The sequence below is a fragment of the Nocardia colli genome (genome assembly GCF_008704205.1).
GTDB classification, from domain to species: Bacteria; Actinomycetota; Actinomycetes; order Mycobacteriales; family Mycobacteriaceae; genus Nocardia; species Nocardia colli.
The window spans coordinates 125,520-149,052 of the sequence record NZ_VXLC01000014.1; the positions used below are offsets into that span (position 1 = coordinate 125,520).

26 protein-coding genes are annotated in these 23,533 nt (G+C 66.7%); 11 read left to right on the plus strand and 15 right to left on the minus strand.

The window, feature by feature from the left end; all coding sequences use genetic code 11:
- Window positions 1–68: 68 nt before the first annotated feature.
- The 4 genes from F3087_RS24990 to F3087_RS25005 all read left to right on the plus strand — a co-directional run bounded on the left by F3087_RS24990 (window position 69) and on the right by F3087_RS25005 (window position 2,694).
- Window positions 69–665, plus strand: a complete 597-nt coding sequence (locus F3087_RS24990) for a TetR/AcrR family transcriptional regulator (protein WP_150404468.1) — start codon at window positions 69–71, stop codon at window positions 663–665.
- 107 nt (window positions 666–772) lie between these two features.
- Window positions 773–1,975 carry a cytochrome P450 gene (locus F3087_RS24995; RefSeq protein ID WP_150404469.1) on the plus strand — a complete coding sequence of 401 codons (1,203 nt, stop codon included), beginning with the start codon at window positions 773–775 and terminating at the stop codon, window positions 1,973–1,975.
- 12 nt (window positions 1,976–1,987) lie between these two features.
- Window positions 1,988–2,218 (plus strand): ferredoxin, encoded by a 231-nt coding sequence (locus tag F3087_RS25000; protein ID WP_150404470.1) that lies wholly within the window; start codon window positions 1,988–1,990, stop codon window positions 2,216–2,218.
- Window positions 2,219–2,334: 116 nt separating this feature from the next.
- Window positions 2,335–2,694 carry an SRPBCC family protein gene (locus F3087_RS25005; protein WP_150404471.1) on the plus strand — a complete coding sequence of 120 codons (360 nt, stop codon included), beginning with the start codon at window positions 2,335–2,337 and terminating at the stop codon, window positions 2,692–2,694.
- On the opposite strand, the gene F3087_RS25010 is transcribed toward F3087_RS25005, so the two are convergent.
- The 4 genes from F3087_RS25010 to F3087_RS46715 all read right to left on the minus strand — a co-directional run bounded on the left by F3087_RS25010 (window position 2,688) and on the right by F3087_RS46715 (window position 4,971).
- A complete protein-coding gene (locus tag F3087_RS25010; protein ID WP_150404472.1) occupies window positions 2,688–3,275 on the minus strand; it encodes a class IV adenylate cyclase in 588 nt (195 codons plus the stop codon). The two genes, F3087_RS25005 and F3087_RS25010, sit on opposite strands and share 7 nt — an antisense overlap.
- Before the next feature lie 24 nt (window positions 3,276–3,299).
- On the minus strand, window positions 3,300–4,148 hold the full coding sequence (locus F3087_RS25015; RefSeq protein WP_150404473.1) for a helix-turn-helix domain-containing protein: 849 nt from the start codon (window positions 4,146–4,148) through the stop codon (window positions 3,300–3,302).
- The gene (locus tag F3087_RS25020) at window positions 4,145–4,660 is read right to left on the minus strand and encodes a DUF6879 family protein (RefSeq protein WP_223885314.1); all 516 of its coding nucleotides are present in this window, start codon (window positions 4,658–4,660) and stop codon (window positions 4,145–4,147) included. The genes F3087_RS25015 and F3087_RS25020 overlap by 4 nt, the downstream gene beginning before the upstream one ends.
- A gap of 62 nt (window positions 4,661–4,722) precedes the next feature.
- Window positions 4,723–4,971: a hypothetical protein gene (locus tag F3087_RS46715; RefSeq protein WP_223885315.1), complete on the minus strand. Its 249-nt coding sequence runs from the start codon at window positions 4,969–4,971 to the stop codon at window positions 4,723–4,725.
- 143 nt (window positions 4,972–5,114) lie between these two features.
- Here F3087_RS46715 and F3087_RS25030 point away from each other — a divergent pair, with 143 nt between their 5' ends.
- Entirely contained in the window at window positions 5,115–5,525 is a 411-nt protein-coding gene (locus tag F3087_RS25030; RefSeq protein WP_223885316.1) for a P-loop NTPase family protein, read from the plus strand.
- A 2-nt stretch (window positions 5,526–5,527) separates the two neighbouring features.
- Here the strand turns inward: F3087_RS25030 and F3087_RS25035 are convergent, their stop codons facing one another.
- Entirely contained in the window at window positions 5,528–5,962 is a 435-nt protein-coding gene (locus F3087_RS25035; protein ID WP_223885317.1) for an NUDIX hydrolase, read from the minus strand.
- A 130-nt stretch (window positions 5,963–6,092) separates the two neighbouring features.
- Between F3087_RS25035 and F3087_RS25040 the strand changes: the two genes are divergently transcribed.
- Window positions 6,093–8,105 carry a TerD family protein gene (locus F3087_RS25040; RefSeq protein WP_150404475.1) on the plus strand — a complete coding sequence of 671 codons (2,013 nt, stop codon included), beginning with the start codon at window positions 6,093–6,095 and terminating at the stop codon, window positions 8,103–8,105.
- A gap of 36 nt (window positions 8,106–8,141) precedes the next feature.
- Here the strand turns inward: F3087_RS25040 and F3087_RS25045 are convergent, their stop codons facing one another.
- On the minus strand, window positions 8,142–9,503 hold the full coding sequence (locus F3087_RS25045; protein WP_150404476.1) for an aldehyde dehydrogenase family protein: 1,362 nt from the start codon (window positions 9,501–9,503) through the stop codon (window positions 8,142–8,144).
- Complete coding sequence (locus F3087_RS25050; RefSeq protein ID WP_150404477.1) at window positions 9,503–10,558, minus strand: AMP-binding protein; 1,056 nt, start codon at window positions 10,556–10,558, stop codon at window positions 9,503–9,505. The genes F3087_RS25045 and F3087_RS25050 overlap by 1 nt, the downstream gene beginning before the upstream one ends.
- Before the next feature lie 144 nt (window positions 10,559–10,702).
- Here F3087_RS25050 and F3087_RS25055 point away from each other — a divergent pair, with 144 nt between their 5' ends.
- From F3087_RS25055 to F3087_RS25070, 4 genes are all read left to right on the plus strand, one after another.
- Window positions 10,703–11,581 (plus strand): LysR family transcriptional regulator, encoded by an 879-nt coding sequence (locus F3087_RS25055; protein WP_150404478.1) that lies wholly within the window; start codon window positions 10,703–10,705, stop codon window positions 11,579–11,581.
- Window positions 11,582–11,910: 329 nt separating this feature from the next.
- Window positions 11,911–12,516 carry a response regulator transcription factor gene (locus F3087_RS25060; protein WP_150404479.1) on the plus strand — a complete coding sequence of 202 codons (606 nt, stop codon included), beginning with the start codon at window positions 11,911–11,913 and terminating at the stop codon, window positions 12,514–12,516.
- 203 nt (window positions 12,517–12,719) lie between these two features.
- Window positions 12,720–12,938, plus strand: coding sequence for a 50S ribosomal protein L28 (rpmB, locus tag F3087_RS25065; protein WP_150404480.1), 219 nt, complete (start codon window positions 12,720–12,722; stop codon window positions 12,936–12,938).
- Window positions 12,939–12,952: 14 nt separating this feature from the next.
- A complete protein-coding gene (locus F3087_RS25070; RefSeq protein ID WP_150404481.1) occupies window positions 12,953–13,306 on the plus strand; it encodes a hypothetical protein in 354 nt (117 codons plus the stop codon).
- A 57-nt stretch (window positions 13,307–13,363) separates the two neighbouring features.
- On the opposite strand, the gene F3087_RS25075 is transcribed toward F3087_RS25070, so the two are convergent.
- Together F3087_RS25075 and F3087_RS25080 are read right to left on the minus strand one after the other, a co-directional pair.
- The gene (locus F3087_RS25075; protein ID WP_150404482.1) at window positions 13,364–14,125 is read right to left on the minus strand and encodes a nucleotidyltransferase domain-containing protein; all 762 of its coding nucleotides are present in this window, start codon (window positions 14,123–14,125) and stop codon (window positions 13,364–13,366) included.
- Between the two features lie 165 nt (window positions 14,126–14,290).
- On the minus strand, window positions 14,291–14,881 hold the full coding sequence (locus F3087_RS25080) for a helix-turn-helix domain-containing protein (protein ID WP_150404483.1): 591 nt from the start codon (window positions 14,879–14,881) through the stop codon (window positions 14,291–14,293).
- Between the two features lie 80 nt (window positions 14,882–14,961).
- On the opposite strand from F3087_RS25080, the gene F3087_RS25085 reads away from it, so the two are divergent.
- Window positions 14,962–15,981 carry an NAD(P)/FAD-dependent oxidoreductase gene (locus F3087_RS25085; RefSeq protein ID WP_150404484.1) on the plus strand — a complete coding sequence of 340 codons (1,020 nt, stop codon included), beginning with the start codon at window positions 14,962–14,964 and terminating at the stop codon, window positions 15,979–15,981.
- Window positions 15,982–16,299: 318 nt separating this feature from the next.
- Here F3087_RS25085 and F3087_RS25095 read toward each other — a convergent pair whose 3' ends face one another.
- The 6 genes from F3087_RS25095 to F3087_RS25120 are packed head-to-tail and all read right to left on the minus strand — an operon-like array spanning window position 16,300 to window position 23,531.
- Entirely contained in the window at window positions 16,300–18,417 is a 2,118-nt protein-coding gene (locus F3087_RS25095; protein WP_150404486.1) for an MMPL family transporter, read from the minus strand.
- Window positions 18,414–19,613 (minus strand): peptide synthetase, encoded by a 1,200-nt coding sequence (locus F3087_RS25100; RefSeq protein ID WP_150404487.1) that lies wholly within the window; start codon window positions 19,611–19,613, stop codon window positions 18,414–18,416. Before F3087_RS25100 ends, F3087_RS25095 begins: the two co-directional genes overlap by 4 nt.
- Before the next feature lie 30 nt (window positions 19,614–19,643).
- Entirely contained in the window at window positions 19,644–20,690 is a 1,047-nt protein-coding gene (locus F3087_RS25105; protein WP_150404488.1) for an NAD-dependent epimerase/dehydratase family protein, read from the minus strand.
- On the minus strand, window positions 20,687–20,962 hold the full coding sequence (locus F3087_RS25110; RefSeq protein ID WP_150404489.1) for a hypothetical protein: 276 nt from the start codon (window positions 20,960–20,962) through the stop codon (window positions 20,687–20,689). Before F3087_RS25110 ends, F3087_RS25105 begins: the two co-directional genes overlap by 4 nt.
- Entirely contained in the window at window positions 20,959–22,632 is a 1,674-nt protein-coding gene (locus F3087_RS25115; RefSeq protein ID WP_150404490.1) for a fatty acid CoA ligase family protein, read from the minus strand. Before F3087_RS25115 ends, F3087_RS25110 begins: the two co-directional genes overlap by 4 nt.
- A complete protein-coding gene (locus tag F3087_RS25120) occupies window positions 22,629–23,531 on the minus strand; it encodes a beta-ketoacyl-[acyl-carrier-protein] synthase family protein (protein WP_150404491.1) in 903 nt (300 codons plus the stop codon). The genes F3087_RS25115 and F3087_RS25120 overlap by 4 nt, the downstream gene beginning before the upstream one ends.
- Window positions 23,532–23,533 lie beyond the last annotated feature (2 nt).

A 23,533-nucleotide genomic window follows, 5' to 3' on the forward strand; every position in this document is an offset into this window, starting at 1 on the left:
CGATGTCAGCGAAGGATCGGTTGCCTGCTTTACGCTGCTCTCCCGGAGATTCGGCAACCGGAGGATGCATGTCCAGCGAGAACGAAACGGTCAGCCGCAAACGGGATTCGGCGGCCACCAGCGCCGCGATTCTGACGGCGGCGCAGGAGCTGTTCGCCGAACGCGGCTACGAGCGGGCGACGGTGCGCGACATCGCGACACGGGCCGGGGTGAATCAGGCGTTGTTGTTCCGGTATTTCGGGAACAAGGACGAACTGTTCCGGGCGGCGATCGCCGATCAGGGGCGGCGCAGGCTGGAAGAGGGGCCGGTCGAAGGGCTGCTGAGCAGGCTGCTGGTCGGGATACTCGAGCCGAGCGGGTCGGTGGCGCAGGAACATTGGTTGCAGGCGGCGCTGCGCTCCAGTGGGCACGACGAGGGGGCTTCGGCGATTCGCCGCGAGCTGGGGGACGAGTACGTCCGTGCGATGTCCTCGCTCGGTGACGATCCCGATAGCGAGCTGTGTGCGGACCTGCTGCTGGCCTGGTTGCTCGGCATCGGCCTGCTGCGCACGGTGCACCGCAGAGAGCCACTGGCCGGCGCGGATTCGGCCACGGTTGCCCGCCATGTGCTGAAGGCCGCTCAGGCGTTGCTGCCCCGGACGGACGTGAATTTCCCGCCGCTGTAACGGAATCCGACCGTTGACGCGGCATTGTGACCTCCCTAACATGAGGTGTTGTAAGCAATTGCTTACATCGCTACCGCGCCAGTCGGCGTCGGCCAAGGGAGACCCGCATGACCGTGAAAACTGAGGTGCGCCAATACCCTTTCGGTGAACCCATCCGCCTGGACATGGATCCGCTGTTCGCCAAGCTGCGCCGCGAGGAACCGACCTCGCGCGTCCAGCTGCCCTACGGCGACGAGGGCTGGCTGGTGACCCGCTACGCGGACGCCAAGTTGGTGCTCGCCGACCCGCGGTTCAGCCGCGCGGTAACCGTTGACCGCGAAGACATTCCGCGCACCACGCCGGGCCCGTCGCGGCAGAACTCGTTGCTCAGCATGGACGCGCCCGAACACAGCAGGCTGCGCAAACTGGTCGCCAAGGCGTTCACCAGCCGCCGGGTCGAGCAGCTGCGCCCGCGCGCCCAGCAGATCGTCGACGAGCGGCTGACCGAGATCGAATCTTGCGGTCCGGTAGCCGATTTGGTGCAGAGTCTCGCGCTGCCGCTGCCGGTCACCGTCATCTGCGAGATGCTCGGCGTGCCCACCGAGGACCAGCACCGCTTCCGCGACTTCTCCGACACCGTGCTGTCCACCACCGCGCACACGCCCGCACAGATCGACGCGGCGCGCGCCTCGCTCGAGGAGTACCTCGCCGAGCTGGTGGCGCAGCGCCGGGCCGAGCCCACCGAAGACCTGCTCGCCGCGCTGGTCGCCGCCCGCGACAACGACGACCGGCTCACCGAGGAAGAGCTGGTCAACATGGGTATCGGCCTGCTGATCGCGGGGCACGAGACCACCGCCAACCAGATCGCCAACTTCACCTACGTCCTGCTCAGCGAGCCGCGGCACTGGGAACTGCTGTGCAGCCGGCCGGAACTGGTGCCCGGCGCGATCGAGGAGCTGCTGCGGTACGTGCAGCTCGGATCGGGCGGGTCCTTCGCTCGCGTCGCCACCGAGGACGTTGTCCTGGGTGACGTCACCGTGCGGGCAGGGGAGTCGGTGATCGTCAACACCCAGGCCGCCAACCGCGACGAGAGCGTGTTCGACAACTCCGAAGAGCTCGATCTCACCCGAAACAACAACCCGCACATGGCGTTCGGCCACGGCATTCACCACTGCCTCGGCGCCCAACTCGCCCGACTGGAGTTGCAGGTCGCGTTAGGCTCACTGCTGCAACGCTTCCCGACGCTGCACCTCGCGGTCCCGTTCGAGGAAGTACCGTGGAAGACCGGCCTGCTGGTCCGTGGGCCGAAAGCGCTTCCCGTCAGCTGGTAAGGGGAAACTGTTATGGCAGAACAGAAGTGGCGGATCGAAGTAGATCGTGGGGCCTGCCTCGGCTCTGGCATGTGCACCGGCCTGGCCCCCGAACACTTCACCCTCGTCGACGGCCGCTCCAGCCCGATCGCCGAGGTCGTCCAGCCCGACGACCTGCTCATCGACGCCGCCGAATCCTGCCCGATCGAAGCGATCCTGGTCCGCGCGGCCGACACCGGAGAGATCCTCAGCCCCGAGCAGTGAACGGTAGAGCCCCTCGTCGCAGGGGCTCTACCCGCCTGCATTGCCGCGCAAGGTCACTGACCACCCACCTCCGTGTGCTACCACCACATCGCCGGTCGCCGCCCTACGCTGCAAGAATGATCGAGTTCGGCGCCCGAACCCGCCGCCTCCCCGCCCCACCCCCCATCGTCTGGGAGTCCCTGACCACCCCCCGACGCCCCGAGGCCCGCCCATGGCTCGACCTCCTCCCCGACGAGATCGAACCCAAAGTCCTAGCAGCCGAAAGCCCCCACCACGTCATCTGGTCCTCCCTCTGGCCCACCAGACCCGACGACCAAATCCACTTCCACCTGACCCCCACCGAATCCGGCGAAACCCTCCTGAACTTCACCCTGCTCACCCCCACCGAACCCCCCGACCAAAGCAAAACCGGCCACCTCCGCCGCCGCCTCAACCACCTCCTCTTCGCGAACCTCCGCTACTCCTACGGTCAATAAGCGCCTGCCCCCGATCCTGGATCGGATTCCGTCGCCGGGTACTCGAACAACAGCGTCGGCTCGGCGAGGATGTCCCGTCCCGTTTCGCTCTTGTAGATCTCGTCCACGCTGCCGAACCTGGCTTCGGCGTAGTCCAGATCCAAGCGCGCCGCCGCTAGACGCACGGCAGCTTCGCTCGGGCCCTCGATCTCCAGAAATGTCGGCAAACCAGGCCAGGTATCCAGGTCGAACACCACCTCGCCTAATTGCCACTCCTCGCGATAGTTCTCCTGGTACCGAACCTGCCGCAATCCGAGTTCGACCAGGATTTCGCCCATGGCGTGGACGTCTCCCACGGTGGTTTCGATTTCCGTGGTGCCGTCGATAGTCGTGGCGTCCGTGACCTGCTTGAGGGTCAACGTGCAGCGAGACCCCTCGTCGCGCAGGCGGACCCATGCACCACGAGTAAGTGCATCGTTGTCGAATATCTTGCGAGTCAACAGTGTTCGCGGAAATGACTTGATCGCGCCGAGCTGCGTGAGCTTGGCGCGCATACCCTCGATGTCTACTGACAGGAATTTCGCCTCGTACTCGTGCTTCATTGCTGCTGTAACCCGCCCTCTCGGTTAGCGCCCTTCGGTGCTGCGCCGCCAGTCGAGGGCGGTCCTGATCAGCTCGCGGACGGCGTCGCCGTAGACGGCCTGTTTCGCGAGTGTTTCGAATGCTCTTCCGTAGGTTGCGATTTCACGCGGCTGGGTGATGGTCATCTCGGCTGTGACGTTCTCGACCATCACTCTGCGGTTGTCGAAGATGATGAAGTTCGACATCGGGACTCGGTATGTGGCTTCCGCTGGAATGACACCGACGGTAACCCTGGGCATGCCGATGACAGCTAGTAGGCGATCCAGTTGCCCGATCATCACGTGATCGTTGCCGACGGTGGTTCGTAAGGCCTGCTCGGCGAGGACGAAATGGAAACGATGATTGCGCCGGTAGAGTATTTGCTGTCGTTCGAGTCTCTTCGAGACACCTTCGTCCAGATCGTTCGGTACTTTCTGGAACGAGATGACGTTGCGGAGGACTTCTTCCGCGTACTCTGCGGTCTGGAGCAGGCCGGGTATCAGGTATGGGTGATAGAGCCGCATGAACTCGGCTTCGGCTTCGATCTTCAGGGATGCCTGTTGTCGCCGCTTGACGCCGGTGCCGAGCACTCGCCGCCACTCCAGGTACGCGGCCTCGATATTGCGTGCCGTGGCAATCAGATCAGGTATCTGATTCTCTGCGCCGGCATGGGTGCACCAGGCTCTGATATCCGCTTCCGTGGGCTTCGTCTTCCCATACTCGATCTTCGAGACCTTGGTCTGATGCCATCCGGTTCGGCGGGCCAGTTCGGTGCCGGAGAGCCCCGCATCCTGGCGAAGCTCCCGGAGTCTGGCTCCGAGAGCTTCTTTGGCCTCGTGAGGCGAGTCCGTCACTGCTGGTTATATTCCGCCAACGGAACGGCCGTCGACCAAACGCGTTCCTTCACAGCGCGAATGTATTCGACTATCCGAGGATCGGTTGTGACGGCTCCGCCGACCCAACGACCGGAAGGTTCGAACAAGGTGAAGGCAACCACCGCATCATCGAAGATCCACCAATCATCGGTTGTCAGATCGGCGGGGTCGATCAGATGGCGTGGTAAGTAGCGAACGTCTTCGCCTGCCTCAACATTGAGGCGAGCAACATGCTTTGCGTAGCTGGTGTAGTCGTTGTGTGGGACGCTCACGATTCGTGCCCGATTGACCGCCACGCCCCGACCGGTTGTCTCACGGACGTGGTTCAACCACGGCTGAAACCATCCATAGTCTTCGGGTTCATCCGCCAGGTATTTGCGAAGGGGCTCGTACTCCGGCGTGTAGTAGGCGTCTTTCACCTCGAGGTGGAAGGCTTCTCGTTTCGCCTCGAGGAAGAGCGCGAGGAACGTGTCATCGTGCGTGAGGAGCACCCGTAGAACATCCTTCCGGCCTTCGGGACTTCGACGCATGTTTCGTCGTCGTAGATGTCCATCTACGACAACGATTCCGCGTCCGCGACCGGCCGCCCGGACAGGGTGAACGTACCGCGACCCGTGTCGGTCATCGCCGCCCCGATGAACGTGTCAGGCGGCACGTAGCCGAGTAGCAGGTGTGGAATTTCGATGGTCTCCGGGACATCGGTCTTCCATCCCTGCACGACATAGGTGTCTTGATCCGTGGCGTATACGGACGGACAACCGCCGCCCTCCGTGCCGCCCTTGCCGAGGAACTTCAGCCGCATGATGACTCCCCTCAGATTCAAGCGCGACTATGCTCGCGCTCTCTCCATTGTCCCCGTGCGAAGCGCAGATTCATCGCTGATGGCTGGATTTGAGCATAGCTGAGCATGGACCTGGCAGTACGCCTCGAGCAGTTCGTAGCGTCATGGCTGGCGCTTGGGACTGGTGCCGTTCAACCCCGTCCCGAGCTGCCGGCCAACAAAGAGTCGAATGGGGTGAATCGATGAGCCGACCGACGGCGATCGGGTATTTGCGGCGGGATGTCTCCGGCTATTCGCAGCCGTGGCATGAGACTCAGATCCGCAGTTTGGCAAAGCGATTGGGGTATGAGTTGGCGAAGACGGTGGTGTTCGGTGCGGAGACCGACGAACCGGTCGAGCGCTTGTTGAATGTGGTTCGCGCCGTTGGGGCCGAAGCCGTCGTCGTGCCCGATGCCGAGCATTTCGGTGGCAAGGTGCCGGAGCGGGTGGTGCGGGTGTGTGACGTGATCACGGTGTTGCCGCATTACACCTATGCGCGGTCGTATGCGTCGCCGTTTCTCGTGGATGGTGCGTGAACTCAGGGGAGTTCGCCGGATTGGTGGAGGTGGTCGAAGATGAGTTGGTCGACGGGGGAGACGTGGGGGCGGTCGGCGTAGGTGAGCCAGACGATTTCGTCGATTTCGCTGCTGGGGGTTGGGGTTCCGTGGTGGTCGGCGGTGTAGCAGGTCATTTGGACGGTGGTGCCGGCCGGGTGGCCGTGGGCTGGGGCGCGGAAGGTGCCCAGGTGGGTGGCGGTGGTGGGATTCAGGGTGATGGCGAGTTCTTCGGTGATTTCTCGGATGAGGGTGTCGAGGTCGGTCTCGCCGGGTTCGCGTTTGCCGCCGGGGATGTAGTAGACGTCTTTGCCGTGTGAGCGGGTGCTGAGGATTCGGCCGTGTACCAGGTGAATCCAGGCGATTTTGTCGATTGTGGTGTTCATCAGGATGCCCTCGTCGGTGAGTGGGTCACACATCTTCGGTGACACGGTAATCCGCTGAAACAGAGCAGCGGCCGACTGTCGGGTGTTCGGGGGACAGACACCGGAAGTCCTGGTTGGGAAACTCGTCGGGCGAGCGTGTCGAATCGCGAGAAGGGTGATCGCTGTGACGTCTCCGATGCTGAGCAAGGGGCAGAATCTGTCGCTGCCCGATGATGTGGTGTGCATCGATGTGGTGATCGGGTGGACCGAGTCGGAGATCGAGGTGGATGGGTCGGCGCTGCTGTTGGGCGCGGACGGGAAGGTTGGTTGTGACAGCGATTTCGTTTTCTACAATCAGCCGGAATCGGTGGATGGGGCGGTGCGGTTTCTGGGAGTGAGTGCGACCGAGGAGGGGGCGCAGGCGCGGATCGCGGTCGATCTGTCGGCGGTCTCCGCAGCGGTTCATACCGTGGCGCTCGTCGGCAGTATCGGTGTCGGCACGTTCGGCGACCTCGGCAAGCTGACGTTGAGAGTTGTTGACGCTGCGGGGCATTCGCTGGCCGAGTACACCACCGCCGACGCGACCACGGAGTCGGCGTTCGTCTTCGGCGAGGTGTATCGGCGCGGCAGTGCGTGGAAGGTCCGCGCGGTGGGTCAGGGGTGGGAGTCGGGTCTGGCGGGGCTGGCGACGCACTTCGGCGTCGAGGTGGACGAGGATGCCGAGCAGGAGCCGATCGAGGCTCCGCCGGTGCGTCCGGAACCGGCGATCGCCGCACCGCAGCTCCGCGAACAACCCGCCAAACCCCAGGTGCAGAACCGCGGAGTACGCACCGCCAAGCGGGCATTGAAGAAGGCAAAGCCGATGGAGTTCAAGCTTGCCGAGCTCGATACCTGGCAGCGGGTTCCGCTGTTCTCGGTGATCGGGGTCGGTGCCGGCGAAGAGCAAGAGCGGCGTGCGACATCGGCCCTGATCGCCACGATGCAGGCCGTGCGCCCGTTCGCGCGGGCGGTGTGTGCGCGGATGGGCGCGCCGGTGGGGGCGTTCGAAGGGTATGTCGAGGTACAGTTCGAACGGGGTGATTCGAAGGTCGTTCCGGATGCCGTGCTCAAGGTGTCGCGCGGCAGCCGAGTGTGGACCGGGCTGCTCGAGGTCAAGACCGGCAACGGCAAGCTGCGGCGGGAACAGCTGGAGAACTACCTCGACGTGGCGCGCAGGAAGAAGTACGACGTGGTGGTCAGCCTGTCGAACGACGTTCCGGCCGGCCCGGGCGAACTCCCGGTCGAGGTCGATCGCCGCAAGCTCGCCAAAGTCGCGCTGCGGCATCTGTCTTGGGCCGAGGTGGCGCACGAGGCGCGAATGTTGCTCTCGCACGGTGGTATCGAAGAAGATCTGCATGCCTGGATCCTGAGCGAGTTCCTGCGCTATCTCGATTGCCCGCGATCGGGCGCGTCGGAATTCGTTGACATGGGCCGACATTGGGTGGCTGTTCGTGATTCGGTGACGGCCGGGACCTTGCGTGCGGGCGATCAGAAGGCGCTGGCTGTCGCGGATACCTGGGTGTCGCTGTCTCGGCATCTCGCGCTGCGACTGACCGCCCAGCTCGGCGCGACCGTCAATCATGTGCTGCCCCGCCGGCATCGGGCGGATCCGGCCGCCCGCAGCGCCGCCGTCGCCGAACGACTCGCCGCCGATGGAACATTCGAGGCGGTGCTCCGGATCCCCGATACCGCAGGTGATCTGGTGGTGGTCGCGGACGTGCGAACCAACAAGATTCGCTGTCGCACCACGCTCGACGCGCCGAACGAGGGCACCTCCGGTCGTCGATTGTCCTGGCTGATCAAGCAACTCGACGACGCACCGGACGACGTCCAGGTCGAAGTAGTCTTCGCCGAACGCGGCACCGAAGCATGCGAACTCCTCCGAACGGTGCGCGCGAACCCGAAGGTGCTGACCGCGGGCCGCACGGGCCCGATCGTGTCTTTCGCACTGGAGCAGAACTTCCCGATGGGCAACCGGCGATCCGGGACCGCGGCCAGCTTCATCGCCAGTGTGAAGTCGGCGACCGACGGGTTCTACGGATCTGTCGTGCAGCCGCTGCGCGGATGGGTGCCCGCGGCGCCGAAGCAATCCGAGGTGGTGCGCCCGGACGACGGGATAGGTTCAGCCCCAACAGAGTTGGTCGGCCACGTCAAGTAGGCGTGTCACGGCTGTGGCCAGTAGCCGTTACGTTCGTCAGCGCAGGACGGCTTTGGTTCGCATGAGGAATTCGCCGAGGTAGCTGTCGTGGGGGAGGCCGGGGTGCATGTGGTTGGTGGGGTGGTTGCCTAGGTAGATGTTGCTGATGGTGGGGTCGTTTATGAGGTCATCGATCAGGTGGGGGTCGGTGGTCAGGGCGGTGAGGACGAGGGTGTTGTGGAGGGGGGTGAGGGGGTCGGTGCGGGTCCAGGGGGCGATCCAGACGCAGGGGAATGGGAGTTCGGCGGTGATTTGTTCGGCGAGGGGGGAGTCGAGCTGGTGGACGGCGGGGCGGAGGATGGCGCTGCCGTTGCCTAGGTCGTGGACGATTCCGGTTCCGCCCAGCCAGGGTTTGGTTCCTGCGGCTCGTTTCAGGAGGTGGTTTTCCAACTGGCGGGCGGCTTGGAGTGTGTGGACGGGGAGGATGGCGCGGTCGTCGTGTGCGGGGAGGCTGGGGAGGGCGGCCAGTCGGTCGGCGACTGCGGCGGCGATCGGGGTGGGGTCGCCTTCGACGAGTAGTGCGGTGGCGTTGACGCAGCCGACACCTCCACCGCCGCTGATGGATTCGATGATGGTGTCGAGGGCGGAGGTCCAGTCGGTGTCTTCGGTCAGGAGGATCTTGGAACGTCCTGGGCCTTGGGGCAAGATGCCTGGGTTACCGGCGTATTTGGCGACGACGTCGTCACCGCCGTAGACCATGCCGAGGTCGGCCAGGCGCAGGATCTCGTCGGCCGCATCGTGATCGGTGGGCAGGAGCATGACCTGGTCTTCGCCGAATCCGGCGGCGCGTAGGGCGCTGATCAATCGGTGGGGGGTGAAGGGCTCGCGGCGTGAGGGGCGGACCGCGACGCGATAGCCGAGAGCGAGGGGTTCCAGCCAACCCTGGTGCACGGCAGGGTGATTGCCTGCGGCGTGTACGGCGAAGACTTCGCCGCGCCGGGTCCATACCGCCCGGCCCGCACGGGTGGATGGATCCCGCCAGTCACCGACGGCGCCGACCGGGCGTGCGTTGTGCACATTGCGATAGGCCTGGGCCGCGGCGCGTTCGATGTCGTCGGTTGCCTGGCGTACCACCGTGATCGGCATACCGGCGACCGCGCTGACTGTGCGCTGGTACTCGTCGGCCGTCTGGCCGGCGACCCGCTCGGTGGCGAAAGCGTGCCCCGCGCGGGCGATTGCCGCGATCCGTTCATCGACGGGAACTGCGGACGAGCGGTGCATGGCCTGCATCGCCCGGGTGACGTAGAGCTCGGGCACGAGACTCAGTGTCGCGACGGGGTTTCCGGTGCGGTCGTGAATAGTCTCCTGCTTGCGGGACCGGTAGGGGCCGGTGGGTCCGAGCGCATCGAGGTGAAGCATCAGTACACCCCCTCGATCACGGCCGCGCCACCGAAGGCGGCGACCGGCGCGACATCGGCGACGGAATCCCCGAAACCCGCTGTCGGCGGAGCCATTCGCACACCGTGGTCGCGTTCGGCGTTGTTGGCCAGCAGTGCTGTCTTACTCAGGTGATTCATCACGACCTGACCTCGTTCGCCGTACGGAACGACCTTCCCGGTGTCCGGGTCGACGATCCGGAAGGTGGTGTACGGGGCGAAAGTGTCGAAGACACAAGGCTCCTCGTCACCCAGGCCGGGACGCTCGATAGCGGCACCGAGAACCATTGTGCTGCCGTACATTCCGACCAGCCGCGACCGCGGAAATACCTCACGACGCAACAGATCCCGTGTATCGGCGTCCAAATGCGCACCACCCCAGATGATCGTGCGGACCTTACGATTGACCAATTCGACCAGGTCGTCGTGCCGCGCCAGCCGCTCCAGCAGCGGTGGCGTCGAGACGAGCACGCCCACGTCCTGACTGCGCAAGACGTGACCGATCTGCACGATCAGATGGTCGATGTAGGCCTCGGCCTGTTCACCGTGCCCGTCGGCGATCAGTCGCTTCACCCAACGCGGGTCCAGATCGATGGTGAAGTTCAAGCTGCCCCGGGCTCGGCACAGGCCGGCGATCGTCGCTCCGACGCCGTGCGGTCCGCTCGGAATCGCGCTGAGCCAGTCGGCTTCCCGGGAGATGCCGAGTGCGTCGAAGCGTTCGCCGAGCCAGTCGGCGGCGCTGCGTTCCCAGTCTGCGGTGAACACCACCCGCTTCGGTTGCCCGGTGGTGCCGCCGCTTTCGAACACCCGCACCGCGCGGTCGTCACATCCGCGCGGAATCAGGTCGCGGACCCCGATATCGCGCAACTCGTCGACGACGTTGGGAAACAGGGCGAGATCGTCGAAACCGCGGACGTCGACCAGCGGATCGAAATCCAGGGTCTTGGCGCGGGCCAGCCAGAACGGCGAACCGGTCTGCTCGCTGAAGTGCCAGCGCATCATCGCCCGCACGAACTCGCCGGATTCTTGCTTGGGCATGGAACATCCTCTCGCAGAACATCTATCGCTCGAAAAGCACGCACTCGGCGGCTTCCCGACCAACGTTAGAATCGGGCAGGTGATAGCGTCCAAGACCGAAATGCTCATGAATTGATGCCATGGCGGTTATGAGGAGGTGTCGGCATGGACTTGCTGGCCTTGCGCTATTTCCAAGTGGTCGCACGCCACGAACACATCAGCCGCGCCGCCGCGGAATTGCGCGTCGCGCAACCGTCGATCAGCCGGACGATCGCCCGCCTGGAGACCGAACTCGGCGTGCAGCTGTTCGACCGGCAGGGACGCCAGATCCGGTTGAACCGATTCGGCGCGACCTTCCTGCGCCGGATCTCCCACGCCCTCGCCGAAATCGACGACGCGCGTAGGGAATTGGCCGATGCCGCCGGGCTGGAGCACGGCCTGGTGGCGGTCGCGTCGGAAACGCTGCTGTCACTCACCGAATTCCTGCCCGGCTTCCGCGCCCGATATCCCGGCGTCGAGATCCAGCTCTATCAGTCCACCGCCGAGCGGATGGTCCAGCAGCTAGCCGCGCGCGAGGTCGACCTCTGCCTCGCGTCCCAGCCGCTCACCGGACCCGACCTGCACACCGTCGAGCTGGTCCGCGAGCCCGTCCTGCTGGCCGTGCCCGCCGCTCATCCGCTGGCCGGCCGCAGCGAGGTCCCGGTCGAGGCACTGGCGGGGGAGCCGATCGTCACCACCCGGACCGGCTATTGGCAGCGCGCGCTCACCGATCAGCTGTTCGCCGCGGCCGGTCTGGTCCCGAACGTCGTGGTGGAGGGTGACGAACTCGCGGCGGTGCAGTACCTGGTCAGTGCGGGACTCGGCATCGGCCTGATCCCGGCGATGTCGCTGCGCGTCGGCACCCATCCCGAGGTCGGCTGGGTGCGGCTGGACAGTCCGGACAGCTACCGCACGCTGCGCCTCGTCTGGCGCGATGACGCCTACCTGTCGCACGCGGCGCAACGGTTCCGCGACATGATCATCGAGCAGCTGGGCGGAAAATAGGTTGGCGCGGGGTGCGGCCGGTCGTAAGGTGGTGGCGTTTGCGGGGCGCGGAGCGCGTCCGGCGTCCATCGAGTTCTGAGGTGATGACCTATCCCAAACGCTTAGGAGTCGTCGTTCCGGCACTGACACCGTGAGCCGCTGAAGCGTGCTCTGGTCGGTGTGTGGACGGCTGCTCCCGCTGGCCTGGGATATTCGTTGTACCTTTCCTGCTCCTGTGCGCAGTTGACCTACGTGGCCCGGCCTGCCCGTTGCTATCTCGTGTAGCCCGGGTGGTCGCGTGATGTCAACGGGCGCAGTGTATTCGGTATTCGCCGACAAGGAATACGCTCATGATTCGAGTGCTGATCGCCGGGGGTCAACGGCTCCCCCGTGAGGCAGTGGCCGCTGTGCTGTCCGCCGAGCCGGGCATGCAGGTGGTTGCGCAAGTGGCGTCGGGGACCGAGGTGGTGGCGAGTGCGCGGCGCACCCGGCCGAACATCGCGCTGCTGGATGCGGAACTCGCAGGGCTGGACGGAGTTTCGGCCGCGGCGCGGTTGAAGTCGGCGCTGCCGGACTGCCGGGTGATCGTCGTGACGACCCCGAACCGCCCCGACGTGCTCAGGTCCGCGCTGGCCGCCCAGGTGGAGGGGTTCCTGAGTAAAGGCGCATCGATCGACGCACTGACCGCCACCGTGCGCCGGGTCGCGCACGGCGACCGGGTGCTGGACCCGCAGGCGGTCACCGAGGCGCTGCACGGACCGGGCAATCCGCTCAGCGCCCGCGACGTCGACATCCTCCGGCTGGCCGCGCGGGGACGCACCCCCGATGAAATCGCTGCGGCGCTGCATCTTTCGTCGGGCACGATTCGTAACAACCTGGCCGCCATCAATCGGAAAGTGGGCGCGCGCAACCGCATCGAGACGATCCGCCTCGCCGCCGACCGCGGCTGGATCTGAGGCAGTGCAATCTGCACGAAATGCCATGCGATCTGCATCGATCCGCAGCGCACGAATGCTCGCACGCGCACTGTTTGCGCTGGTCATAGCCCTGTTTGTCGCCGACGCGGCGAATCGATCGCGGCAGACGGTTCGCGCCGTCCACCAACAATGCAGGTGACCACCGATACCGACGGCAATGCCGTCGGAGAACAGGAGAGACGATGTCCGCCCATTGTGACGTCTGCGGCAAGAAGCCGAGCTTCGGAAAGCAGGTGGCGCGGGCCGGCCGCCGTGCGCAACAGCGGTACGTGAAGGGGCGGACGAGTCGCCGGTTTAATCCGAATATTCAGTCCGTGCGCGCCGTGAAAGACGGTGCGCCTGTGCGAATGAAGGTGTGTACCTCGTGCATCAAGAAGGGCAGCGTGCAGCGTCGCGCGTAGTACTCTCGAATAAGATGTCGGCGCAAACCATTTCGGACTCGGTGCATCGATTGCTGATGTGGTTGAACGGCATCGGCGATCGATCCGACGATGCACGTCGTTACGAACGCGACGAATTTCCGTGCCACGAATGCGGAATGGCGACCGCGCCCATCGACGGCCCGGACGAGTGGTACACGGTGCACGACGCCGTATGGAAATGCGCCGCGGCTTCGGCAAGCAGCATTCTGTGCATCGGCTGTCTCGAAACCCGACTCGGACGCCGCCTGCTGCACACCGATTTCGTTGCCGCCGTACTAAATCAGCCGGGATATGGCCACCACAGCCCGCGATTGCAAAGTCGTCTGCGCCCGCCGGTGGCGAACTGACTTCACACAGCACGCTCCTCGACAGATGCGTCGAGGAGCGTGCGCGCGTCCATTGCCTCAGCTCAGGTGATCCAGCGCACCGTCGAGCAGTGCCTCTGCCTCGATGATCTTCTGGGACAACGACTTCGGGTCCGAGTCGAGTCCGCTGACGATGGCGTCGATGTCACGGAGTCCGGCTTGGTGCAGTAGTCGCTTTTCGTTGGTGGTCCATTCGCCGCGAGCGGCCAGAACCGCGTGCGCGGTCTGCATCGTGGCGATGACCAGCGTTGCCGCCACTTCGGCGGCCTGACCGCGTTGGATGTAGGCATTCTTGGCGTACTGCACCGTCATCGCGGCACGGTTCTGCCAGATCGGTGGGGCCGCCGTGCGAAGCGCTTGCGGGTAGGCGGGGCGGGGGAGGGCGCCGTGCAGGACCTGGTTGATGGCCAGTTCGGCGACGACCAGATAGCTGGGGATGCCGGCCAGATGGAACATCAGTGGTTCCCAATGGAATCGGCCCTGCTCGGCCTCGGCGAGTTCGTGTTCGACCACGTCGAGGTCGCGATAGTGCACGTCGACTTGACGGCCGTCGATGGTGAACCAGGCGCCGCCGTTGAAGACGCCGCCGCCCCACCCGCCGAGTTCGGAAACCTCACCGGGCCAACCGAGTTCGCGGAGGTCGGCGGGTTCGAGGGTTTCCCGGTAGTAGATGGCGAGGTCCCAGTCGCTGTCCGGGGTGTGCGTGCCCTGGGCGCGCGAACCGCCGAGCGTGACCGCCTGGACGCCGGGGATAGCGGCCAACCGGCCGGTGACGTGCTGAAGGAAGGTTTCGTCGGGCATGAGTGTCCTAGGTCGCAGGAGTGATGACGGATGCGGGCAGCACCACCGATCGCTCGATCCGCTACTGCGGCAGCGTGTCCGGCGGGCGCACTCGGCATCGGTCATCACTCCATGACATCGGATGGTACCGAGTGCCCGCGACGATCTCGACTTATTTTCCGACCGCTACTTCTCCGGTGACTTGGGTCGGGCGCGCAGGTGCGCGCGTTCGCCCTGTTTGCCGAAAAGGCTGAGGAATTCGACGGATTCGGCGGTCGCGGCCCCGAACCAGTGCGGCACTCGGGTGTCGAACTCGGCCGCCTCGCCGGGGTTGAGCACGAGGTCGCGTTCGCCGAGCACGAGCCGCAGTTTGCCGTTGAGCACGTAGAGCCACTCGTAGCCCTCGTGGGTTTGCGGCGACGGCTCGGTGCGGCCGGATTTGGCCGGGAGCACCATCTTGTAGGCCTGGATGCCGCCGGCTCGGCGGGTCAGCGGCAGGATGGTCATGCCGTGCGCGGTCATCGGGCGCAGGTGGATGCGCGGGTCGCCGGTGGGCGGGGCGTCGACGAGTTCGTCGAGGGTGACGCCGTGCGCGCGGGCGAGCGGGAGCAGTTGCTCGAGCGTCGGGCGCCGGCCGCCGGATTCCAGCCGGGACAGGGTGCTCACCGAGATCCCCGTGGCCGCGGACAGGGCGGCCAGGGTGGTTTCGCGTTGTTTGCGCAGCGCGCGCAGCCGGGGCCCGACCGCGTCGAGGGCTTGATCGAGGTCGTCGTCCATGCCTACAGATTGCCATATCGGCAACAAAGATTGCACATACGCCGGATTCGGCGGCATGGTGGTCCGTGGAGGTGGTCATGATGACTGAACAGTTGAAAAACGGCTATGACGTGGTGGTGGTCGGCGGCGGCGCGGCCGGATTGAGCGGGGCGCTGATGCTCGGGCGGGCGCGGCGGTCGGTGCTGGTGATCGATGCGGGCGCGCCGCGCAATGCCCCGGCCACCGGCGTGCACGGGTTGCTGGCCCGGGACGGGATGCCGCCGGGCGAACTGGTGGAGCGCGGGCAGGCCGAGGTGCGCGGGTACGGGGGCGAGGTGGTTGCCGGCGCGGTCGAGACCGTGTCGCGCGCGGACGGCGGATTCGTCGTGGCGCTGGCCGACGGCCGGACGGTGCGTGCGCGGCGACTGCTGGTGACCACCGGACTGGTCGATGAATTGCCGGAGATCCCGGGCCTGCGCGAGCGGTGGGGCCGGGATGTGTTGCACTGCCCGTATTGTCACGGCTGGGAGGTCCGCGACCAGGCCATCGGCGTGCTCGGCACCGGGCCTATGGCGGTGCACCAGACGTTGCTGTTCCGTCAATGGAGCGACGACATCACCCTTTTCACGCACACCATGCCGTCGCCCGGCAGCGCGGAGCTGGAGCAGTTCGCCGCGCGCGGCATCACCGTGGTGGACGGCGAAGTGGCGTCGGTGGAGACCGTCGACGATCGACTCGTCGGCGTGCGCATGCGCGACGGCCGGCTGGTCCACCGCGCGGCGCTCACGGTCATGAGCCGGATGTCGGCGCGCACCGATTTCCTTGCCGGACTCGGTCTGCGGCCGACGCAGCATCCGTCCGGTCTGGGCGAGCATCTCGTCGCGGACGCGATGGGCCGGGCCGAGGTGCCCGGCGTGTGGGTCGCGGGCAACGTCACCGATCTGTCCGCGCAGGTCGGCGGGGCCGCGGCGGCAGGCGCTTTCGCGGCCGCGCAGATCAACGCCGACCTCGTCACCGAGGACACCGAACGCGCGGTGGCGGCATATCGAAACACGTTCTCCGCCGAAAACGAGGCGCGCGTCAGCGAATTGGTGTCGGCCGATCGTCGGCACGGCATGTGATTCGGGAAAGACCGGCGGAGTGCTAGGCCTCGGGAATCGGAATCAGTTCCAGATGCTCGGCCATTTTGGGCGTCTTGCACGCACTCCGCCCGGTCACCAAATTCACCCCGCCCTTGTGCGAAACCAGGAATCTGCCGCACACACAGCGCATATAGCGCACCGCCCCGTGAGTAGAGACAAGCATCGGCGATGGCCAGGAGCAGGAGGGGCAGGCGGCGGACATGGGAGCTAAGCCTGGAGAGCGATCGACGGTATTGCAATCTTCATCGCGGCGTGGCGAATTATAATTGCTGCGCTTCGACCGGGCCCCAGCATGATTCAGGGAATTGGTGCTGGTTGTTCCGTGTGTTCGACGGTGGCGGGGATTCGGCGTGGGGTGCGGCGGATCGGGGTCCACCAGTTCGCGGGGCCCATGAGTTTGACGAGGGCCGGAACCAGAAGCATGCGCACAAGAGTGGCGTCGATCAGGAGCGCGATGATCATGCCGAGACCGAGGAAACGCATGGGCGTCAGCGGCGAGAGGGTGAATGCTCCGGTGACGATGACGAGCAAAGTTGCGGCGGCGGTGATCACGCGGGCGGTCTTGAGGGTGCCGATGCGGACCGACGCCGCGGTGTCGGCTCCGGCATTGTGGGCTTCGACCATGCGCGAGAGGAGGAAGACCTCGTAGTCGGTGGAGAGGCCGAAGACTACGGCGATGATGAGCACGAGCATGCCCGCGGCGAGCGGACCGGGGCTGATGCCGAGCAGGCTCGCCAGGTGACCGTCGTTGAAGATCCAGGTGAGGACGCCGAAGGTGGCGGCCAGGCTGAGGAACGCCATCAGTACGGCCTTGAGCGGCAACACGATCGAGCGGAAGGCCGCGAAGAGCAGCAGCACGGTCGCGGTGACCATGGCGAGGATCATCCAGGGCATGGCGTGCACGATCGACCGGACGCTGTCGACGGTGGCGGCGGTGTCGCCGCCGATCCGCAGGACGGTGCCGTCCGGCGGGGTGAGCGCGCGGATGTCTTGTACTGTGGCCGAAGCATTTTCGCTGCGGTCGGTCGCGGTGAGGAATGCGTGGAAGACGACGAAGTCATCGGCGCGGCCCACCTGGAGTACCTGTCGGACGCCGTCGACGTGACTCAGCGCGGTGCTCGCGGCATCGACCGCGGCGGACTGTGGCGGTCCGTCGGTCCCGTGCAGCACAGCGGTGACGCCGCTGCTCGCGGCGGGGAATCCGGCGGTGAGTTCCTCGACGGTGGTGCGCATCTCATTGCCCGCGGGCAACGCCCGATGATCGATGTCGCCGAGTTTCGCGCCGGTCAGCGGCGCGGCAAGCACCAGAAGCACCGCACCGACGACGATGGCGACCAGGCCCGGCCTGCGCAGCACGGCGTCCACCACCCGGCCCCAGAATCGCTCGGTCCGATCCTTGGTGCCCGCCTTGCCGATTCGGGCGCCGAACAGCGCGAGCATGGCGGGCAGCACGGTGAGCGAGAGTCCCGCGGCGAGCGCGACCGCGGCGATCGCGCCGAAACCCAGCGAGCGCAGCACGGCCTGCGGGAACACGAAGGTTCCGGCGAAGGCACAGATCAACAGCAGTGCGGAGAACGCAACGGTGCGACCGGCGGTGGCGCAGGTGCGTTCGATGGCGGACTCGACACTGCGGCCGCCGGCCAGTTCTTCGCGGAACCGGGTCACCAGGAACAGCCCGTAATCGATGGCCATGCCCAGCCCGAGCAGCGAGGCGATATTCACCGCGAACGTGCTGACTTCGGTGAATTCGGTGAGCACCCGGATGGTGCCCATCGCGCCGAGCACGGCGAGCACCCCGACCGCGACCGGCATCGACGCCGCGACCAGGCCGCCGAACACCAGCACGAGGATCAGCAAAGTCAGTGGCAGCGAGATGGATTCGGCGCGCACCAGATCGTGCTGGGACTGGCCGTTGATCTGGGTCGCCAGCGCGCTGTAGCCGGACAGCTTGGTGTCGATCCCCGGAACCTTCAGCGCCGCTTCGATATCCGGGTAGGCGGTGACGCGCCGGTTGTCATCGCCGGCGAGAAAGATCGCCGCCAGCGCCTGCCGGTTGTCGGCGGACTTCAGGAACTGTTTGCGCGGCGGGACGCTGTTCCAATAGGTTTCGATCGGACGCTGGAGCAGCGCCGGATCGATCCGGGCCAGCGACTGCTGAACGCGCGGGCCGATGTCGTCCAGGCGCTGGCCGTCGGGCGCGGTGTAGAGCGCGACCGCGTCGGGTGTCTGCGGACCGAAGTGGTCGCGGACCAGCCGGTCGACGGCCGCCGATTCACTGTGCGGGTCATTGAATCCGGCGGCGCTCACCTTGTCGGCGGTGTTCATGCCGAGCAGCCCGAACAGCAGCATCACCCCGACCACCACGGCGAGCACCGTGCGTGGCCGGGCGATGACGAACCGCGCCCAGCCGGTCATCGGACCGGCGAATCGTGCGGCGCCAGATCGGCTTCCAGCGTGGCGGCGATCTTGTCGAGCAGGGCCTCCAGCCGCGGCTCGATGCCTTCGCCGTTGCGACAGGACACCGTCAGGTCGATCTTCCCGCCCGATTCCATCATTCCGAACAGGAGCGGCATCGCCCCGCTGTGCTGGGGCAGCACCCGCATGGTGCTGGGCGTCCAGCCGGGCACGGCCATCTCGTCCAGGTCGAACTTGCCCATGTGGGACACGGTGGCCGACACCATGTTCCGGTTGAACCGGGCGCCGATCCAGTTGCTGACCCGCAGCACGGACCGGATCGCCGCGGGCGGAAACTTCGACAGGCCGCCGTTGTCGAGCTGGTTCAGTTCGGTCTTCTGCTGCAACCCGGTGCGCATGCGGGCGCTGACCGTTTCCCAGCTGTCGCCGGGCGCGACGTCGAGAAACAGTGGCAGCGCGAGGTTTCCGGTGGAGCGCAGCGCCGGATCGTGCCTGCGCAGGTCGACCGGAACCATGAAGCGGGACTTCGAGCCGGTCTCGGCGGCGAGGATCGCCGCGACCCGCGCGACCATGCCCTTGCCGGTGGCGTGAATGGTCCGGTGCCGCAACAACCAGCGCGACGCCGCCGGATCCTGCCGGCCACGTCCGGTCGGGGCCGGATAGGTGGGCAGCACCAGCGTCTGCTTGCCCGGCGCCCCGACCTGCGCCACCAGTTCGGCGTCGGAGATCGGGTCGGGCGCACCGACCGGAGCCGCGCCGCGCAGCGCGCGCAATACGTCGTCGACCCACATTCGCATGCCCATCCCATCCATCACTCCATGGAAGACACGGAACACGACGGCGGTTTGTTCACCGGTCAGCAGCAGCACCTCGGTGGTCCGATCGGGGGTGGGGCCGATCGGACTGTTGAGCACCTCGTCGTTTTCCAGCGTGGCGTAGTCGAGCGTCCAGCCCGGCACCACCCGGACCTTGGCCGGGACACCGCTGTCCACCCAGTACTTGCCGTCGCGGACCAGCCGCGCACCGGGATTCGCCGCGGACGCCACGTCCACGGCCCGCTGCACCGCGTCGGGGTCGAGGGTGCCGACGCCGTGCACGACCATGTGCATCAGGAACGGCGGCGACACCTCCCTGGTGAAGAAGTACAGGCGCTCCGTGGGCGAGATCTTCCGGCGAAAGACGGTGTCTGGGTTCATGATTGCCTCCGGTGACGACTGGGGGAGTGCTCAGCGCAGATGTCGGGTGAGTTCTTCGGCGCCGCCCTCGGTTTCGAGCCACGCGAGGAAGGTGGCCAGCCCGGTGTCCCGGTCCACGATCGGGGCGTAGCCGAAATCGCGGGTGGCGGCGGTGGTGTCGTAGGTCGCGCTGCGCGTCATCAGGGCGACGGCGTAGCGGGACAGCGGTGGCGACCAGCGGGTCGCGACGGCCGGTATGCGCCAGAGGGTTTCGATGACGTTCACCACGGCGTTGATCACCTTGGGGTTCGGCTTGCGGCTCGGCGGCGCGTAGCCGAGATCCGTCGCCACGGAACCGAGGAACTCCCAGACATTGGTCTTCTCGGCGTCGGCGACGAAATAGGCCTTGCCGCCCACCGCATCCGCGGCCGCCGCCTTGACGCACGCTTCGACGATGTTGTCGACGTGGCACAGCGACGCGTACACGGTGCGACCGAACGAGATGTCCGGCAGCGTGCCCGCGGCGGTCTTGCCGAGCAGGCGCACGATCGGACCGGACCGGTCGCCCGCGCCCCAGATTGCCCGCGGGCGCAGCGCGCAGGTGGTGAATCCCTCGGTGTTCGCGGCCAATACGGCGCGTTCGGCCGCGGCCTTGGTCTCCGAGTAGAGGTTCAAATAGCGCCGCGGGTAGGGGATCGACTCGTCGACGTCGAGCTGATCGCCGCCGTCGTAGTCCATCAACGCGCTCGGGCTGGAGATGAAGACGAAGCGGGACGCGCCGCCGCGGCGCGCGGCGTCCAGGAGCCGTTCGGTCGCCCGAACGTTCTCCGCCCAGAACTGTTCCCGGGTTCCGCGCTCGTCCACCCGTGCGGCGCTGTGGATCACGATGTCGACGCCGTTGGTCGCGGCGACCAGCGAGGCGGGGTCGGTCAGGTCGCCGTAGACCAGCTGCACCCGATCGGCGTCCGCGCCGAGGTCGGTCAGCTTGCTGGTGCGCCGCACCAGGATCGACACATCGTGCTCGCCGTCGCGGACCAGCCTGCGCACGAGCGCGCCGCCGAGGAACCCGGAGGCGCCGGTCACCAATACCTTTGTCATCGCGTCTCCTGCGTTCGCCACCAGGTCATTCCGAAGATCTGCGTCAGCACGGCCGTCTCGACGGGGGAGCGTCCCGAACCCTCGGCTGCCCGCAGCGCGGGCCGGATCTGCGCCGCGTGCACGACGATGCTGAGGAACGCGTCGATCCACCACGCGGCGCGCAGCAGCCGGTTCTGCGGCACCTGATCGGTCGCGACGGCGAGGACGCCACCGGCTAGATACAGCCAGCCGAGGACCGGAATCGCCCGCAGGGCCGTCGTTTTCCCGCTCATCCGCGCTTTCCGATCTGCTCGGCCGCCCACGGGGACAGCAGCTCGCGGCCGATCTTGGCGTTGTGCCGGATATCGACCGGGAACCCCGGGTGGCTCAGGAAATCGGCGATCGCGCGGGTGAGTTCGAATTCCTGCCCGCGGGCCCGCAGCGCGGCCCCGACCGCCGCGCCGTCGGCCTCCGGCTGCACCTCGAAACACAGCACGGGTCGCTGCGCGCCGCGCGCACCGACACCGACCAATGCCGTGCGGGCAACGCCGGCAACGGTATTGAAGATCTGCTCGACCTGGACCGTGAACATCGGTCCGTCGGCTGTCTCGACCCGCTGACTCTTGCGCCCGCAGAACCAGATTCGGCCCTCGTCGTCGATCCAGGCGAGATCGCCGGTGCGATGCCAGATCCGATCGCCGTCGACGATCTTGCCCTGCCGGTTCGCCTCCTCCGGCCAGTAGTAATGCGTGCTGACATTCGGACCCGCGACGACGAGTTCGCCGATGCCGCGCGAGTTCTCGAGCTCACCGGCCAGTTCGTGCACCCGCGCCCAGCTCGGGATCGCCGCGTCGGTGATCGCGATGACGCGAGCATCGATCTTGTCGGCGGGACGCCCGATGCAGGTGCCCTCGCCCTGGTGCGTGCGCTCCACCAGACCGCCGAACAGTTCCCGGGATTCGATGAGCGACATCGGCAATGCCTCGGTCGACCCGTAGCCGGCGAAGATCTGCACGTCCTCGGCCAGCACCTCGCGCAGCCCGGCGATGCACCAGTCCGGCACCGGCGCGCCACCGGAATAGATGCTGCTCAACGTCTTCAGCTCGGTCGGCTGCTGTTCCAGATGGCGCAGCAGCGGAATCAGCAGGGCGGGGGAGGCGAACATCGTCCGCACGCCGAACTTCTCGATCGCGTGCGCGACATGCGCCGGATCGGTGGAACCGACCTTGCTCGGGATCAACGGCGGTAGCACGCACCGGGATCCGAGCAGCAGATCGAGAATTCCGACCAGCGGCAACGTGATCAGCGAGGTCTCCGGCGCGACCTCGCCGCGCGCGGTGTGCACCTGGTCGATCATCGACGCCAGATTGCCGTGGGTCAGCTCGACCGCCTTGGCGGGTCCGGTACTGCCCGTGGTGAATCCGATGACGAGCACGTCGTCGGCGGGAGCGGGCACCCGCTGCGGTGCCGCGCCAGACGGCGTCCGGCCCCACGCCGCCAGGCGTTCGCCCCGCCAGAACCAGCGCTTGCCGACGGTCACCGTGGTGCGCACCTTGCGGAAGCTGCGCCGGAACAACACCCGCACGGCGTGCGCGGGCGGAATCCCGATGAACGCCTCGGCTTCGACCGCGCGCAGGCAGTGCACCATCTTGCGCAGCCCCATGCCCGGGTCGATCACCACGGGCACGGCGCCGATCTTCAACAGCCCGAACAGGATCGCGTACAGCTCCGGGCTCGGCAGCACCAGCACGATGGTGCGGGTGCCCGAGCCGACCCCGGCCGCGGTGAGCCGCTCGGCGATGGCCTCGGACCAGTCGTCGAGCTCGCGGTAGCTGACGTGCCGATAGGACGGGAGGTCACCCGACGCGGTCCCGTCGGGGTAGATGACCGCCTCTCGATCCGGTTCCGTGCGCGCGAACGCACGGAACCGGTCGATGGCCGCCCAGTAGGTCGCCGAGGTCACGCAGCCGCCCCGGCGAACGCGGGCAGCCGGTACAGCACCGCCGCCGCCGACGGGCCCGCGCCCGCCGCGACGAACAGCACGTGAGTGAAGTCCTTCAGGGTGTCCGCGACGACGGCCCGGTCGTAGGCCTGCGGCAGCGACGCGGTGTGCGGGTCGCCGTCGGTCAGATCCGGCGTACGCACCGAATCCTGTTCGATGCCAAGGACATCCGCGAGCCGCCTGGGGAACTCCGCGGTCGGCGTCGACGCGATGAGCGCGGTGCCGGCCAGGTCGGCGTGCTCGGCGAGCGCGGCCTTGGCGGCCTCGGTCGCCACGCTCAGCAACCGATCCTCGAAGTCCGGCTCCCGATCGACGGTCATCAGGCCGCGCCCGACGCTGCCCATGGTGGACAGGTCGACGTACGCCTCGACCACCGGGGTGCCCGCGCCGTTGACCGTGTGCACCGTGCCGAAGCCGTCCGGTTCGTCGGTGTGCTCGAGCAGCAGCGCGGCTCCCGAGGTGGAGTACGGGAAGTCGTCCGCGGCCGCGGTGCGGGTCATCGACGGGTGACCGTCACCGGAGACGATGAGCACGTGCTCGGCGCTGCCGGTCTCCAGCAGCGAGGTGGCGACCTGCACGGCGTTCAGCACGCCGGTCGCGCCATTCATCAGGTCGAAGGAGAAGGTCCGCGGGTCGTCCTTCGCGTACTCCAGGCCGATGCCGGCCGCCTTCTGGATCAGCGCGGACACGGCCGGTTCGACGGTGTTCTGGTCCCGGAAGACACCCGCGTTGATCAGCACGCCGACCTGATCGGGCCGGACCCCGGCCCGCTCCAGGCTCTGCTTCGCGGCCCGGCCGCTGTTCTCCACACTGCTTTGCGTTTCGCGGCTGATGCCGACGGATTTGATGCGCACGCCCATGG

Coding starts and splice junctions, on each gene's coding strand:
- F3087_RS25000 (WP_150404470.1), top strand. CDS start 1,988: ATGGCAGAACAGAAGTGGCGGATCGAAGTAGATCGTGGGGCCTGCCTC.
- F3087_RS25110 (WP_150404489.1), bottom strand. CDS start 20,962: ATGAGCGGGAAAACGACGGCCCTGCGGGCGATTCCGGTCCTCGGCTGG.
- F3087_RS24995 (WP_150404469.1), top strand. CDS start 773: ATGACCGTGAAAACTGAGGTGCGCCAATACCCTTTCGGTGAACCCATC.
- F3087_RS25080 (WP_150404483.1), bottom strand. CDS start 14,881: ATGGACGACGACCTCGATCAAGCCCTCGACGCGGTCGGGCCCCGGCTG.
- F3087_RS25050 (WP_150404477.1), bottom strand. CDS start 10,558: ATGCCCAAGCAAGAATCCGGCGAGTTCGTGCGGGCGATGATGCGCTGG.
- F3087_RS25055 (WP_150404478.1), top strand. CDS start 10,703: ATGGACTTGCTGGCCTTGCGCTATTTCCAAGTGGTCGCACGCCACGAA.
- F3087_RS25030 (WP_223885316.1), top strand. CDS start 5,115: ATGGCTGGCGCTTGGGACTGGTGCCGTTCAACCCCGTCCCGAGCTGCC.
- F3087_RS25010 (WP_150404472.1), bottom strand. CDS start 3,275: ATGAAGCACGAGTACGAGGCGAAATTCCTGTCAGTAGACATCGAGGGT.
- F3087_RS25105 (WP_150404488.1), bottom strand. CDS start 20,690: ATGACAAAGGTATTGGTGACCGGCGCCTCCGGGTTCCTCGGCGGCGCG.
- rpmB (WP_150404480.1), top strand. CDS start 12,720: ATGTCCGCCCATTGTGACGTCTGCGGCAAGAAGCCGAGCTTCGGAAAG.
- F3087_RS25075 (WP_150404482.1), bottom strand. CDS start 14,125: ATGCCCGACGAAACCTTCCTTCAGCACGTCACCGGCCGGTTGGCCGCT.
- F3087_RS25035 (WP_223885317.1), bottom strand. CDS start 5,962: ATGTGTGACCCACTCACCGACGAGGGCATCCTGATGAACACCACAATC.
- F3087_RS25085 (WP_150404484.1), top strand. CDS start 14,962: ATGACTGAACAGTTGAAAAACGGCTATGACGTGGTGGTGGTCGGCGGC.
- F3087_RS25045 (WP_150404476.1), bottom strand. CDS start 9,503: ATGCTTCACCTCGATGCGCTCGGACCCACCGGCCCCTACCGGTCCCGC.
- F3087_RS25100 (WP_150404487.1), bottom strand. CDS start 19,613: ATGAACCCAGACACCGTCTTTCGCCGGAAGATCTCGCCCACGGAGCGC.
- F3087_RS25095 (WP_150404486.1), bottom strand. CDS start 18,417: ATGACCGGCTGGGCGCGGTTCGTCATCGCCCGGCCACGCACGGTGCTC.
- F3087_RS25005 (WP_150404471.1), top strand. CDS start 2,335: ATGATCGAGTTCGGCGCCCGAACCCGCCGCCTCCCCGCCCCACCCCCC.
- F3087_RS25060 (WP_150404479.1), top strand. CDS start 11,911: ATGATTCGAGTGCTGATCGCCGGGGGTCAACGGCTCCCCCGTGAGGCA.
- F3087_RS24990 (WP_150404468.1), top strand. CDS start 69: ATGTCCAGCGAGAACGAAACGGTCAGCCGCAAACGGGATTCGGCGGCC.
- F3087_RS46715 (WP_223885315.1), bottom strand. CDS start 4,971: ATGCGGCTGAAGTTCCTCGGCAAGGGCGGCACGGAGGGCGGCGGTTGT.
- F3087_RS25070 (WP_150404481.1), top strand. CDS start 12,953: ATGTCGGCGCAAACCATTTCGGACTCGGTGCATCGATTGCTGATGTGG.
- F3087_RS25120 (WP_150404491.1), bottom strand. CDS start 23,531: ATGGGCGTGCGCATCAAATCCGTCGGCATCAGCCGCGAAACGCAAAGC.